Origin of the sequence: Pseudoalteromonas sp. HM-SA03 (assembly GCF_002289345.1) — a bacterium.
Classification (GTDB): Bacteria; Pseudomonadota; Gammaproteobacteria; order Enterobacterales; family Alteromonadaceae; genus Pseudoalteromonas.
The window spans coordinates 287-14,807 of sequence record NZ_NSDG01000007.1 but is presented as its reverse complement, the minus strand read 5'-3'; the positions used below and the strand labels follow the sequence as shown (position 1 = coordinate 14,807).

Below are 14,521 nucleotides of genomic sequence, written 5' to 3'. Positions count from 1 at the left end.
TTGGGTTTCGGTGAACTTGCTTTTTCTCATCGTAAATTTTCCTATTTTAGTTAATGGAAAATTCTACTTATGAACTGTTTCATTTTTTGGGGGAGTTACACAACCGCTTCTTGCTTAAATTCGGGTGTATGAGACTTATTTTTACGTTTTAAAGTACAAAGTCGAAAGCTATGAGGATTCAGGCCCTTATGATCTCGCCTGTGCTTGTCAAACAGCAAACGTTGACTAAAATATCTGATATATTGAAGATGTTACTTCTCATACACCTTAAAGCGATTACCTGAGCACCATCGATTTACAACCAATGAGGCTATACAGCCTCACTTCTTTCAGTAATCATCAATAAGCTATTACGGCTCAAGCAAAATCTACAGTTTCCTTTTAATCTATTGATTTTTCTGTTTTTAAAGTCCACACCTAAAACACATAGCTATACCATTGCTAGAAAACATGTGTAACAATTGGAAACTAGTATCTAAATAAAGTACACTTCTGCGCTTTCTGATTATTCAATAAAACAAGATATCAAGATGATCAAAAGCACTATATACAAAGGAATCGTAACGTCATTGCTTGCATCAACTTTAGTCGCATGTGGAAGTGGCAGCGACAGCGATGATACTGGAACTGACAAACCAATCACATCTACAAACAAAGCCCCAGTAATTGCAAGCATAGCACCAATTACAGCAATGGAAAGAGACTCAATCACAGCGGTTGCGACCGTAACAGATGAAGATGGTGGGATTGAAACTTTGCTGTGGGAGCAGACAGCTGGTACAACTGTTGAGCTAATAAATAACAATAGTGAAACGTTAGAGTTTCGCGCGCCGGATATTGATGAGACAACTACGATCACGTTTAAGCTAACGGCTACCGATGATAAAGGAAGCTCAAGCTCACAAGAATTAACTGTCAACCTAAGTGCTTACGCTCCACTTTCAAGCTTAACGATTTCAGACGCGGCGCTAGCGCAATGTTTATCAGATACGCATCATGATGTGGGCATTTCCATTGTTGAATGTAGAGACTACCCAATTGTAACATTATCAGGGCTGTCGGATATTAGCGGCTTATCAAGCGTGTCTATTAAAAACGCAGAATTGAATAATCTCAACGAGTTAGCTCATATTTCTACACTCACAGTATTAAAGCTCGATAACGCGTTTGCCGCAGCTCAGAACAGCTCAAATAATGATGCACATTTAGAACAAATTAGTAAGCTCAATACACTTGAGTCGTTGTCTATTGTTGAAGCCCAAGAAAGTAATAATTATAGTAAGCGCCTAGATTTTTCTTTGTTAGATTTATCAGGCTTTGCACAGCTTCATACGCTTGAAATAGACAACGAAAGTAACCAATATGAAACTATAAAGCTTAGTCAACTTCCAAGTGATAAGCTCACTCGTTTGGCTTTACGTACTCTAAGCATTGATGATAAAAATACTCTAAAACGCTTTAGTAACTTGCAAAGTTTATCTTTGACATATATACAAGATCTGGACTCACTGTCATTTTTAAACTCTATACCTAACCTCACAGCATTAACACTTGATAATATCGAAGCCGCTGACTCAACGGCAATAGAAGCTAAAACAAATCTGACAACACTCGTACTCAGCAGAACGCAGATTGAAGATTTCTCATTCTTAGAAAAATTTAGTGAGTTGGAAAAACTAGGTCTTCGTAGTTATTATAGTAATGCTGAGTTTGATATCGCGGACATCAGTAGTAATGTGAAGTTAACCTCTCTGTCATTAGACAATCTAACAATTGATAATGTCAGCGAGCTGTTAACCTTTACGGAGTTGCAATCTTTGTCTTTGGAGGAATTAAACCTTTCTTCTCTGAGATTTTTGGAAGCGATGCCGGAGTTAACATCATTAAAGCTCAATCAGTTACGCAACGTTAATGATTTAGGCTGGCTAAGTTTCACACCAAACCTCACCGAATTGTACATTCGTGAATTGGATAATAGCGCAGATTTTAGCGCATTATCTGAGCTTGAAAATATGCGCGACCTTACCGTCTACAGCGATTACTCAAACTTTGCACTAGATACGTTAAGTAAAATGCAAGTATTAGAGAAAGTTAACCTGAACGTTAGTTTATTTGATACTTCAAGTGAAGCAACATTACCAAACTTAAAGACATTAAACGTAATAAGTAACAGATATTCAAACATGGTCAACTTGGCTAACTTTCCTGCGCTCGAATCAGCTGAGTTATTAAAAGAATACCATTATAGTAACGAAACAAAAATCACAACACTTGACTCTTTAGGTGTAAACACGAGTCTGAAATCGTTAAAGATCAGCGGCTTTACAGAGCTAGAAGATATCACGCATGTATCTCAATTTGAAAACTTAGAAACTCTCTTTATTGACTATTCTCAGGCGACTGATATCTCAGAGGTAGCATCATTAAATAAACTTAAGTCATTAACACTGCGTAACTTTTCCGAGTTTTTTAGAGCTGACATGCTTGCCAGTTTAAACACGCTGGAAAGACTTGAAATAAGAAGTAGTGCCATTTATTGTAATGATCAGGAGCTATTAAAATCTCTCGATGGTGTAACAACAAATCTTTCTAACTCTAACTGTATTATGAAGCCGGTCGATTTGAGCTTAATTACAGATGCGGCACTTAAACAGTGTATTGTAGATCAAAGGTATCAAGATGCTGTCCGTAATACCTCACTCTCTTGCGATGGCTCAGCAATTGAATCATTAAATGGAATTACACAGTTTGAAGCAATTAAGGCTTTAACACTAAGTGGCTCAGTTGACAGTTCGTTGTTACGTGATCCTAGCTTAGCTCAGCTCCACACCTTACAGAGTCTAGATATCTATAGACTCACGGGTGAACTAACGGCTAAAGCTACACTTCCTCAATCATTGACCTCCTTTGAGTTAAATACAAATAGCCAAACCGTATATGACTTCGCGCTTTTTGGCTTGCCTACTACCTTAACTTATTTGGACTTGGATAATACCAAGCTGACAAACTATGGTTCACTTAAAGATTACATCGAACTTACCCGCTTAGAGTTGAACTATACCAACATTTCAGATCTGTCGCCGCTATTCAATTTGACCAATCTGAAGTATTTAAGTATATATGGAAACCCAAATATCGACTGTGCTCAAGTAAGCAAACTAAAAGAGTCTTTGCCCAATATTTGGATATCTCAAATAGCTGCAATTAGCTGCTAGCGCGCTAAGCAATTCAAATAAACACAGCCTCATTATGAGGCTGTGTTTCATCTCCACAATAACATTCTGCAAATTTTTATCTCAATCCGCTATACTAGCGCAAAAATTTTTTAAGCAAATTTATGGCGCTCAAATCTACTATTATTAAAGCCCAACTATCCCTCAGTGATATGGACAGGCATGTTTACCAAGACTTTAATTTAACGCTGGCCCAGCACCCTTCTGAAAATGAACAACGATTAATGATCCGTTTACTTGCCTATGCACTAAATGCATGTGAGGGACTGGAGTTTACCAAAGGCTTATGCGCTGACGATGAACCTGAACTATGGGTTAAGAATTACAGCGAATAGATTGAACTTTGGGTTGAACTAGGACTGCCTGATGAAAAACGCCTTAAAAAAGCGTGCAATAAATCAAAGCAAGTGATCCTTTACACCTATGGTGAAAATAATCAAGCGATTTGGTGGCAAAAAAATCAACCTAAATTATACGACTTTAAAAATCTGAGTATTTTTAGCTTGGGTTATAGTGCGACTCAGGCTTTAGCCCAATTAGCAGATCGTAGTATCAAGCTCACTATTACCATTCAAGATGGCGAAGTATGGGTAAGTTCTGATAGCGCTAATCTTGAAATCAAGCCACAACAGTTAATGTGATTTGTGATTACGTAGTAAGTGTTGTAGCCAACCAAAGGTGGCTACAACATGTTTACCTACAACCGCGATGCGGCATCGTTAAGTAAGTCAGTATAGGCAGAATTTTCACCTATCCGTTTGGCTTCTGCTCGCAAGTCACTACTAATTCTTGCTCGGGTAAATTCATCGGTTAATAATTCATTTAGCTGATACGGTGAACGACTTATCAAAATCGCTTGCTCAAGTGGACTTTTGGCTGCGTTAATCTGTTGTGTATATATGCTTTCACTAGAGCGTTGAGCCGATGCACTCAATTTTGCCATTGCAATTGACAGATCTGAATACAGCTTTACGGCATCGTAATCAAATTCAGTACTGTCGATGTCCATCACAGGAAGATCTCGTGCTAAAAATGCATTCACCGTTTGTTTAAATTCATGCGGTGCCTCATTCATAAACTCATCTATTCTAATAATATTAAAGAGATCTTGCCTTAGCGACTCTCGCTCCATCGTTTGTGAAGGCTCATTATTAAGAGTTTGAATATATTGTGGCAGAAATTCAGTCCTTGATTGAGGGTTAGCTAGTGCTAGGCGATTATAAATTCCAGCTTTTGTTGCTCTGATAACATCATTTGAGACGTTATTAGATTTATTTTCTGATATCACAAACTGGTCATCTATCAGTAGTTTGGCTTTCTCAAAAGGAAGGTGACCAACAACAGCCTCAAGAATTGAGAAGCCCAATGCAGGATCTTCCACATTGACTAACTGACCACTCATTACATCGAGTAATTGCTGTTTTACTTCTGATAAATGCAGAGCAGAAACTTTCGCCTCTTCTCCATTAACCAGTAAGATAGTCTCAAGTACATTTAGTAAGCCAAATTTTGCCCGATCTGATGCACTTTCGAATAGCGAAATTAACTCATTGGACAGCTCGATAGGAGCCAACGTACTCATATACTCAAGCACATACAACCCTTGCTCTGATTCTACGCCTAACTGCTGTGTCATATTCCACAATATACTTATTTTATCTTTTCTTGATATATTCGGATCTTTTAATAGCTCTATTAGCTCAGCTTCAAAATCAAGCATGGCCTTTTTACCAAAACTTTTCTTTAATGTTAAAGTAAGTGTATTTGCTAACTTAACATCCATATCATAAAAGTCTGGAAGTATAGCTATGAGCTCGGACTGACTAATAAAAGGAACGGCCTCACTATTTTATGAAAGGGTTTTTACTTCTTTTTCTACTGTGGATAAAAAATAAATGATAACCAAAAAAACAGTTAATAAAGATAACGCTACATATTTTGCAATTAGTTTCATATCCATCGCAAATTATCTAGTACTTGGGAGGCTATTATAAAGATTTCTCGGAGTGAAAACGGTAACTAAATTTTCGCCAGTAACCTTCTTGTACAAGTAGTTTACAAAAGTATCGTAACGGAACTTTGCCTTCACTTTTACTAAGCTACCATTTTTATAGAGTAGGAGGTGCTTTACGCAGCGATCTTGTGTTTTTTAGTCACCGATAACCCCCCTTTCGCTTAACTACCTGCTAGGGAAAATATAACCTGACTCATCAACATGGTAAGTTTAGCTAAGAGCCATTACTGCAAAGAATAAATAATATACGAAGTAGCGATGAGTCTTAGAAACCTAAGCCAAAAAAAGCCACACTGCTAGAGTGTGGCTAGGGAGCATTGCATGGGTGTAATGTTGCAATGATTCTTTCCAGTAATGCGAGTAATTAAGCGGCTTGCTCGTCGTCTTGTCCTGACCGAATTAGATAATCAAAAGCGCCTAAGCTTGCTGTCGCTCCACCACCCATCGCAATGATAATTTGCTTAAACGGTGTGGTGGTTGCATCGCCTGCGGCGTACACGCCCGCTATACTTGTCGCACCTTTGCTGTCAATTTCGATTTCGCCAAAGCGGCTAAGTGCAACTTCACTCGACTTTAACCATTCAGTATTTGGTACAAGCCCAATTTGTACAAAAATGCCAGCCAATGGTAGTGAATGCGATCCACCGCTCACTCTATCTGTGTAGTTCAAACCCGTTACTTTATTGCCGTCACCAACTACTTCGGTGGTTTGTGCGTTTTTAATAATGGTAACGTTAGCAAGGCTTTTCGCCTTTTTGATGAGCACTTCGTCAGCTCTGAGCGTATCGGCAAATTCTAATACCGTGACGTGTTCCACTATATTTGCCAAGTCGATTGCCGCTTCTATGCCTGAGTTACCGCCACCAATAACAGCAACAGGTTTCCCCTTAAATAATGGACCATCACAGTGCGGGCAATATGCCACACCTCTGCCCTTATACTCAGTTTCACCGGGTACATTCATGCTTCTCCATCGTGCACCTGTAGCCAAGACTAAAGATTTGGCCCTTAATACCGCACCGCTTTCAAGCGTGATATCTATGGTTTCACCTTTATTAATTGCCGCCGCACGCTGGTTCTTCATCACATCAACGCCATACTGGTTAACATGCTCTTCTAACTGTGCAACCAGCTTAGGACCTTCCGTTTTTTGCACTGAGATAAAGTTCTCAATGCCCAAAGTATCGGCAACTTGGCCGCCAAAACGCTCCGCAACTACCCCTGTATTTAACCCTTTGCGAGCAGCATAGATTGCAGCTGATGCACCAGCAGGACCGCCACCTACAACCAGCACGTCAAACACGTCTTTCTCGTTAAGTAAGGCCGCTTGTTTTTCACCAGCTTTACTATCCAATTTGAGTAGTATATCGCTCAGGCTCACTGCGCCTTGGCTAAATTGCTCACCATTTAAGTACACGGTTGGCACAGCCATGATATTGCGCGATCCCACTTCTTCTTGGAACAAAGCACCATCAATCATGGTGGTGGTAATATTTGGGTTAACAGCCGCCATGAGATTCAAAGCCTGTACGACTTGCGGACAAGTTTGGCAACTCAGTGAAATGTAAACCTCAAAGTTCAATGCGTTATCTATATTTGTGATCAGTTCGAGATCGTCTGCCGATGCTTTAGTTGCATGACCGCCTGAATGCAATAATGCAAGTACCAAACTGGTAAACTCATGTCCCATAGGCACACCAGCAAACGTAATTTCGCTCTTTGTTTCAACACCACGCACCACCATTTGTGGGATACGTTCACCTTCAATTGATTCAGATAAAGTAATTTTGTCGCTCAATGACGCTAAGTCTTGTGCTAACCCTTTTAGCTCTTGCGATTTTTTACTGTCATCAACAGTAATGACGAGTTCAATCGGACGTTGTAGAGAGCTAAAGTGGCTTTGTAGTTGAGTTTTAATTTGGTTGTCTAACATATAAGGTAACCCTCTGCAGAAACTACAGTAAAAATTCGCAAAAACGATGAATTTGATTCATCTAGATGGTTGAGATGGGAGTGCATGCTGCACTCCCCTGACAAATTAGATTTTGCCAACTAGGTCTAGTGAAGGTGCTAGTGTTTCTTCACCCGGCTGCCAAGAAGCTGGACAGACTTCACCATCGTGAGATGCGATGTATTGAGCAGCTTGTACTTTACGTACTAGCTCTTTAGCACTGCGACCAATACCTAGGTCATGCGTTTCGATAACTTTGATTTCACCCTCTGGGTTGATAACAAAAGTACCGCGAAGTGCCAGACCTTCTTCTTCGATCATCACACCGAAGTTACGAGTAATACGGCCTGTTGGGTCACCAATCATTGGGAATTGGATTTTCTTAATGGTGTCTGACGCATCGTGCCATGCTTTATGCGTGAAGTGCGTGTCTGTCGATACAGAGTAAACTTCTACGCCCATTTCTTGTAGCTGTGCGTAGTAGTCAGCTAAGTCACCAAGCTCCGTTGGACATACAAATGTGAAATCCGCAGGGTAAAAGAATACGATTGACCATTTACCTAGTAGGTCTTGCTCAGAAACTTCTACGAAGTCGCCTCCATGGTATGCAGTTGCGTTGAATGGTTGAATTTTAGTATTGATTAATGAAGTGCTCATCGCTTTCCTCACTGTTGTTTAGTTTAAAATAATGTTGGCGATTACTGTTCGCCTTGGCTTGAGTACAAAGATAAGGGGAAGTGATAATTAAATAAAATGGATTGTTTGAATCACTGTAATCGAAAAAACCGATAGCTCTCTTTTAAGTGATCAACTAATTCAGCATAAAAGTATAAAAATAAGATAATTACGGTATGATCCCAGCAATTAACTACAGCAGAGCGTGACTATGCACCCGTACTTCAATCATATTCAACTTGGTTACTTTGGCTTCATTCCCTTTTTGGCTTGTATCGCATGGACGCTAATGACAGGTGTATCAAGTGACGTGCTTCATGCTTTTCAATTTTACAGTCTGGGGATTCTAGCTTTTATGGCCGGAAGTTTATGGCGTGCAGGAGAGCAAACCTACAAACAAGCGATACTGGCCGTGATTGTCGTGATCCCTTACCCCCTACTTAGTATTGCAGCACCACAATGGTTGCTTCTCTATCTCGCTATCGCATATTGGCTCGTATATTTTATAGAGCGCAGTTCATCCCGCTGGAGTGACTATCATAAAGACTATCAAAAAATGCGAACGGTGCTGACTTCTCTCGTTTTTGTTAGTCATCTATTTATGATTGCTCAAGCACTTGAGTTAAACGCATAAGTGGCTTGCTTCTGAAGCTCAATTAACTATAACTAAAGATAACTGAAGCACCAGAAGCCAAAGTATTTTGATCAAACGCGCGTTACCACCCTTAGTAATATGGATAGCCATCATCTTTTTTGGTGGCTACATGTACTATATTGGTCACTACGAATACGAGAGCTACGAAGAGTTGTTCTGGTTCGGCATTTCTTTCACTTTGTTCAATTTGATCACCAGAGAAATCGCAAATCCGTTCTTACGCATTGCCCTGCTTGTGTATTGTGCGGGCCTACTCCTTGATATTATTGATAATTTCACCGACGGTTTTTCCATTCCCTTACTTAACTTTGACACTTCTTTGAAAAATATCGGTTTTTTACTCATCAGCTTTGGTTTTTACTGCATGATCACCAATAAAAGAGCCAGCATTACAGAGCTAAAAAAAGAAGTAGAGAGAAGAAGATTGTTAGAAGAGCGGATGCGGTATGAAGCTAACCATGATGCGATGACAGGCGTGGGCAGTCGTCGCGCATGCTTTGATGGCTTGCAAACACATCGCTTTGATAATCAATGGCTACTCTACCTCGATTTAGATAATTTTAAGCAGGTGAATGACAACTATGGCCATCATATTGGCGACGAGGTTTTGATTAAGTTTACACAGAATATGAAAGATTACTTTGGCTTAGACTACAGCTTTCGTATCGGGGGAGACGAATTTATTGCCTATATTAATGCGGTACTTCCAGATACAGACAAAGTAAGAGCAGCATTATTAAAAGGATTACACGATTACAAAATTAACGTTAGTGTTGGAATGGTCAAAGTTGACCCAGCTAAACAAGCAGATCTCATCATCCACGAAGCCGATGAGCATATGTATGGCGATAAACGCGGTAAATCACTCAGATCTAGTGCTAGAGGGTAACACCATTACACAGTTTTATTGATTCAATCTCAATGATGCTCAGCGCACCAAAATCCAATCACAATTCTACGCTAACTTCTCTAAATTTATAGCTTTTTTAAAACCTAAAGAAGTAGCACTATTTTCCAATGATTGCTAAGCTTGCGTTAATATCAAGTTACAAGGGAAAATAACGTGTTTGCGAAACTATTTACAAACAATGAAACCCAACAAGCCTTATTAGCCGCGCAACAAGAGATTGCCAGTTTAAAACATGCAAATGCGCAATTAGTTGCTGAAAATGAGTCATTAAAACAAGAAGTTGTAAGCTCACAAGCTGCGATCAATGATAATACTGACAATCAACTATTGCAGTGTGCATTGACTGGATTAAGCCAAGTGCAAGGGATCCGCGAAACCGTTCTTGCAAGCTTTATGAGTATTGAAGAAGAAAGCCATTCAATTGAACAAGTAAACTCCGCTTTTTCTAAATCAGAAACCGCATTGCGTAAAATACTCACGGGAATGGAGCAGCTCGGCGGCAATATGGACAGAATGACCACCAATATTTCTGGACTATCACAAATGGCCGATAGCATTAATACCTTTGTTACGACGATTTCAAAAATTTCAGATCAAACGAATCTGCTAGCGCTTAATGCTGCTATTGAAGCCGCCCGAGCGGGTGAAGCTGGCCGTGGCTTTTCGGTTGTCGCCGATGAGGTGCGCGCACTGGCAACCAACACCAACGAATCCGCCAACGAAGTCTCCGATCTGGTCAAGAAGATCATCGATACGACTCATACAACCGTGAGTGCCGTGGAAGAAATTCAAGCGTCTAATATCACGCTGTCTGACAGTATTGGACACTTAAACGATGAATACGAAGGGATAGTAAGTTGTTGTGATTCAATGAAAGACACCATTTTAGTTTCTACCACCCAAACCTTTATCCAGACCGTAAAGCTCGATCATGTCGTTTGGAAAGGAGACGTATACAACGTTATTATTGGCAATAGCCATAAAAATATCAGCGACTTTGCCGATCATACGATGTGCCGCTTAGGCAAGTGGTTTAGTGGCGATGGCGCCCAAAAGTTTGGCGGTCACAACGCGTTTAAACGCCTAGAAGCTCCGCATAAAGAAGTCCATAGAGCTGGTGTAGAAGCAATGAAAAAGTTTAAAGCAGGCGATTCTCAAGGCGCAGTAAAACAGCTTAACCAAATGGAACATGCCAGCGTTGAAGTAATGGACTTACTCGATCAACTAGGGCATTGATAAGAAGCACTACAGGGCTTCTCAATTTACCCGCTTAACACGTAGACTGGCAGTCACCGATTGAAAGCGGGTAACTTTTCATGTAATCCTGAGTTGGTATGCATTATTCAAACACACAACTTTCCTCAATTAATGCAAGTAACGCTTCTTCAAACGTTTCATACTCATCAATTATTTCCCAAGTAACTCTATCTATGACAGCATAGAGTCGGGTGTTCAAATTGAAAACTACACGACTCATGTTTTCATCAGCATATGCAATAAATTGCTTCAGGGAGCACTCTTCATAAAATGATTCATTGGCTTCAATTATACCTGGTAGATAAATTGGACTTTCGATGGTGTTTGCACCATACACGTTTAAACCATTTACAGAAAAACCATTTGAAATTTTTAATAATTCTATAAACTGGTCTGATATTTTCCCCTTAAAAAATCTTAATGAGTTTTCTTGCAGCTTTATAAGTTGTTTCTCAGTTGCCGGAGGAAGTAAAAAACCTTCTTGGTATTGCGATTCTTCTATTTTGTTTTTCTGTTCGATCAAATTGATTAGTACGCTCATCATCATCTCACTTAGGATAAACCAAACCTTCGGGAATTGGCCAATCGACGTTTATTGTTTCATAGTGCGTCATTTTTAAAACGAAAGCAGCAAAAGAAATTTGGTGAGGAGTGTAGGCTAGGAGGATGATTGAACCTAGCCTGGCGACACCTGTTTATTTAAAGGACTTAAAAAGATGTTATTGATTATGTGGCAGTTTTTTTGCCAATGCGACTATATCTGCCATAACACGCTTCTCTCCGAGGTCAGCTAAGAATGCCAAATGTTCCGTAGCTTTTACCTTTTGGAGATTCTCAAGCTTAGGTTCGCCACCAAGGGCAAGAGCTGGCGCAAAGCCATAGATTTCTCCATTTTCAAGATGGCCTAATTTCTCTAAAGCACGTTCAAAAAGAGGCTGTTCATTGATATCGTCTAAATCAATTTCAGCGCTCATTTTTGTAGCAAAAAATAAGTCTAAAGTTAACTCCTCACCATCCTTTGAATATTCATCGTTACTAAAATTAGGAAATATCATACCGTAGGGGGAAGTAATTTTCAGACAACTTCCAGAGTTTTTACCCCAAACATAGATCTCACCGAATGCATCTACTGCAATGACATAGAAACTATCTCCACCGTCATTTTGCATTTTTTCAAACTTCGTGCCTCTTAACCATTCAGTCAAGATATCTTGATAATCCCTTGGGTTGACCATCCACAAGCGACCACTCCCCCAACCACAAAAGCCGTATTCTTTCCAGTACTCAAGTAAATTATTCNGGTAAAATACCTTGGTAATACTGGAGTTGCNTCATCTGTTGGTTGAATCGCTTCTATCGCTGGACCAAACCCACCAAAGTTATAAAAATTGTCAAAAAACTTATTCATTATTTGCACCTATGTAGGGCGTATATTTAACTCACTCGGATTAAGTATAAAGAATGTGTTTTGAGCCTCACTACTCATTTTTGAAAGGGCCCCATTAATATTTGTATGTAGGGGTTTATCTGAGTAAATCAACCGGAACATAAACACTATCTTCTAAGGGTTCTCTTGGTATTTCTAGAACATTGGCGACTAAAACTAATTCAAAACACCAATAACCAATATAATAATCCGTGTACTCGAATTCGCATTCACAGTTATGATTATCATGCCAGTCCGCCAAGCCCTCTAACTTGCTGTACCAACTTTGTGCAAATTGGTTAAGTAAATCAGGCTTTTGTTCATTGGGTAATGTAAAAGCGAGTGAAAGGTTTTGATAGATTTCAGGGTAGTAGAGTGTGGGCGAAATAGGTCTATCGTTATCACCAAGTGCAATGGCTACTTTATCAAGTAAGGTGTCTTTGCCGCGTTCGCCAATAGCATCGAGCACTTCTTGAATATGAGCTGGAGTGACATCACAGGCTTGTAAAAGTGCCAGCCACCATAATGTGTAGATATACCGGTTGATATTATGAGAGCCAACAGCATCAATTTGCCCACCCAGTTTTTCGAAAGCATGTCGGTATATTTGATGATTTGCCGGTAACTTATCACAGTAGTGTGTCAGTTGTTTGCGATACGGCAAAATTGCTTCGGTATAGCGCTTAACATCCCCAAGGTGAGCACCGTATGAGTAGTGCGCTACCGCTCGCATAATCGCGAGCTGATATATACGCTACGCAACATTNCTAGGTGTGGTAAAATTACCTGCATCGAGGGCTTCCTGTGTTTCTTTAATGCCAACTTCAATGTCGACTAAAAACGTTTCAAAGTAATCTGGGGTTTTACGAGTGTCCCTCACGTTTGACGCTCCTTGATTTGCGATGAATTTAGCACGGTTGCCAATGCACTAAGTCTTTAGGGTAGTATGGATGGTCAATAAAACAGCTGTCGTCGATGTTGAATAGCTTAACCACCAAGGCTGCACCCCAGCACCAATAACCATCATAAGCACCATCACCCATCAAGTGATAGTCTGGGCTGCCTTCTGCCTTATACCAAGCATCGAGATAGGTTTTGACCCGCTTTGGTTTTTGCTCAGGCTCAGCCATCACAACGTCATACAGTTTGCCAAAGCGTTTTTTAAAGAGCGTACCTTGTGCTACTTCACGTCCGGTATTGCCCATGGCAACGGCAATGCAGTCTAACAAACCGTCTTGACCTTGATTGGCAATCAAATCGAGCACCTCTAGGTAATAATCTTGGCCCATATCAAGGCAATACGCAAAGGCAAGCCAAATCAGTGTGCGGCGCATGTCGTCTTCATGGAGCTCTTCCCAAGCTATACGCTCAACCTGTTCATTGTCTGGCAGTGCATCGGCAAACTTTTTTTGCCATTGCCGATAGGTAAGGGTGTCAAGCAGTAGCGGTTTAAACTCAGCGAGGTTGTCACCGCGGGAATATTTTAGGTGTAATAATTCCATAGAGTCACTTACCAAACCAAATGCTAAGTTCATCTTTACTTCGCAGCGTAATTTACCCTCAGAATTGATATCATCAATGTCTTCTTGAAGGCACTCAACTCTAAAATTGATCCTGTCGTCATAGTAGTTTCTATCTTTTAGCGTATCTCTTAACATGTTTTAGTCCTTATTTATTAAATGCGTTACCAATAACGTTCGCATTTTTATCGAGCTCTTTGATGACCAGCGTACCATCTTCTTTATTGCGAATAAGGAATTTTTGTACCGAGTCATCATTATTTCTTAGGCTTCTTAGTATTTTACGGCGCTGCGCAGGATCTATTATCCCAGCGTTTTTAAGTCTCTCGTCCGTCATCCATGTATTGGACATTTGCTTTCCATCCTTCGTGTTACCTAAGCGCGCTTTGTTGTACTTAGCCTCTGTTATCACAAAATCAGGTGGTGGATTTGGGTGCAAATAAATCCCATCTATACCAGTTTCGCCGGGCTTAAAATTACCGTCGGTTTTACCTAATGGTACAAAGCCTTTTTCCGTCATTAATTGATGGGCATTGTACTCACCCGCAGCCGCTTTTCTATGGTTTAGTGATTTATGCTGCGTAAAGTCACTAGGCGTCTTACGTGATGGCGGATTAACTTTGTTAACAGAGGCACCTTTGAGATCGTTTCCTTCTGGAGCTGAAAGCTCCGGCGCTTTAGATTTCTTCGGCACATTGGTAACACCAACCTGTGGTAACTCCCCCTGATACTCATCCAGCGCTTTATTAACTCGCTGCCCAATTTCTTGGGCAGCTTGTTGCATATGCTGATCGATTTTGGGGGTGACCTCGTCTAGGCGTTTTACCGTGGCTTGCATGCCTTCGATAGCGGCGTCTGGAAGCAGTAGGTCGTAGTGCCC

11 protein-coding genes and 2 pseudogenes are annotated in these 14,521 nt (G+C 40.4%); 5 read left to right on the top strand and 8 right to left on the bottom strand.

Going from position 1 to position 14,521, the window contains the following annotated elements:
• Nucleotides 1-530 precede the first annotated feature (530 nt).
• The gene (locus CKO50_RS01505; RefSeq protein ID WP_255228951.1) at nucleotides 531-3,215 is read left to right on the top strand and encodes a leucine-rich repeat domain-containing protein; all 2,685 of its coding nucleotides are present in this window, start codon (nucleotides 531-533) and stop codon (nucleotides 3,213-3,215) included.
• A gap of 122 nt (nucleotides 3,216-3,337) precedes the next feature.
• A pseudogene (locus CKO50_RS01500) lies at nucleotides 3,338-3,874 on the top strand (YaeQ family protein).
• Nucleotides 3,875-3,930: 56 nt separating this feature from the next.
• On the opposite strand, the gene CKO50_RS01495 reads toward CKO50_RS01500, so the two are convergent.
• The 3 genes from CKO50_RS01495 to ahpC all read right to left on the bottom strand — a co-directional run bounded on the left by CKO50_RS01495 (nucleotide 3,931) and on the right by ahpC (nucleotide 7,855).
• Nucleotides 3,931-4,953: a hypothetical protein gene (locus CKO50_RS01495; protein WP_255228949.1), complete on the bottom strand. Its 1,023-nt coding sequence runs from the start codon at nucleotides 4,951-4,953 to the stop codon at nucleotides 3,931-3,933.
• A gap of 658 nt (nucleotides 4,954-5,611) precedes the next feature.
• Nucleotides 5,612-7,180 (bottom strand): alkyl hydroperoxide reductase subunit F, encoded by a 1,569-nt coding sequence (gene ahpF / locus CKO50_RS01490; RefSeq protein WP_095726724.1) that lies wholly within the window; start codon nucleotides 7,178-7,180, stop codon nucleotides 5,612-5,614.
• 105 nt (nucleotides 7,181-7,285) lie between these two features.
• Nucleotides 7,286-7,855 (bottom strand): alkyl hydroperoxide reductase subunit C, encoded by a 570-nt coding sequence (gene ahpC / locus CKO50_RS01485; RefSeq protein WP_010377859.1) that lies wholly within the window; start codon nucleotides 7,853-7,855, stop codon nucleotides 7,286-7,288.
• Nucleotides 7,856-8,084: 229 nt separating this feature from the next.
• On the opposite strand from ahpC, the gene CKO50_RS01480 reads away from it, so the two are divergent.
• The 3 genes from CKO50_RS01480 to CKO50_RS01470 all read left to right on the top strand — a co-directional run bounded on the left by CKO50_RS01480 (nucleotide 8,085) and on the right by CKO50_RS01470 (nucleotide 10,674).
• Nucleotides 8,085-8,507, top strand: coding sequence for a DUF3429 domain-containing protein (locus CKO50_RS01480; RefSeq protein ID WP_095726723.1), 423 nt, complete (start codon nucleotides 8,085-8,087; stop codon nucleotides 8,505-8,507).
• 130 nt (nucleotides 8,508-8,637) lie between these two features.
• Nucleotides 8,638-9,417 carry a GGDEF domain-containing protein gene (locus tag CKO50_RS01475; protein WP_095726722.1) on the top strand — a complete coding sequence of 260 codons (780 nt, stop codon included), beginning with the start codon at nucleotides 8,638-8,640 and terminating at the stop codon, nucleotides 9,415-9,417.
• 174 nt (nucleotides 9,418-9,591) lie between these two features.
• Nucleotides 9,592-10,674 carry a methyl-accepting chemotaxis protein gene (locus tag CKO50_RS01470; protein WP_095726721.1) on the top strand — a complete coding sequence of 361 codons (1,083 nt, stop codon included), beginning with the start codon at nucleotides 9,592-9,594 and terminating at the stop codon, nucleotides 10,672-10,674.
• A gap of 103 nt (nucleotides 10,675-10,777) precedes the next feature.
• Here the strand turns inward: CKO50_RS01470 and CKO50_RS01465 are convergent, their stop codons facing one another.
• The 5 genes and pseudogenes from CKO50_RS01465 to CKO50_RS24340 all read right to left on the bottom strand — a co-directional run.
• A complete protein-coding gene (locus CKO50_RS01465) occupies nucleotides 10,778-11,236 on the bottom strand; it encodes a YrhA family protein (protein ID WP_223193770.1) in 459 nt (152 codons plus the stop codon).
• A 178-nt stretch (nucleotides 11,237-11,414) separates the two neighbouring features.
• Nucleotides 11,415-11,936 carry a T6SS immunity protein Tdi1 domain-containing protein gene (locus CKO50_RS01460; protein ID WP_255228945.1) on the bottom strand — a complete coding sequence of 174 codons (522 nt, stop codon included), beginning with the start codon at nucleotides 11,934-11,936 and terminating at the stop codon, nucleotides 11,415-11,417.
• 282 nt (nucleotides 11,937-12,218) lie between these two features.
• Nucleotides 12,219-12,854, bottom strand: coding sequence for a PoNe immunity protein domain-containing protein (locus CKO50_RS01455; RefSeq protein ID WP_255228943.1), 636 nt, complete (start codon nucleotides 12,852-12,854; stop codon nucleotides 12,219-12,221).
• A gap of 175 nt (nucleotides 12,855-13,029) precedes the next feature.
• Nucleotides 13,030-13,779 (bottom strand): PoNe immunity protein domain-containing protein, encoded by a 750-nt coding sequence (locus tag CKO50_RS01450; RefSeq protein ID WP_095726720.1) that lies wholly within the window; start codon nucleotides 13,777-13,779, stop codon nucleotides 13,030-13,032.
• A gap of 10 nt (nucleotides 13,780-13,789) precedes the next feature.
• Nucleotides 13,790-14,521, bottom strand: a pseudogene (locus CKO50_RS24340) (hypothetical protein); the annotation flags it as partial.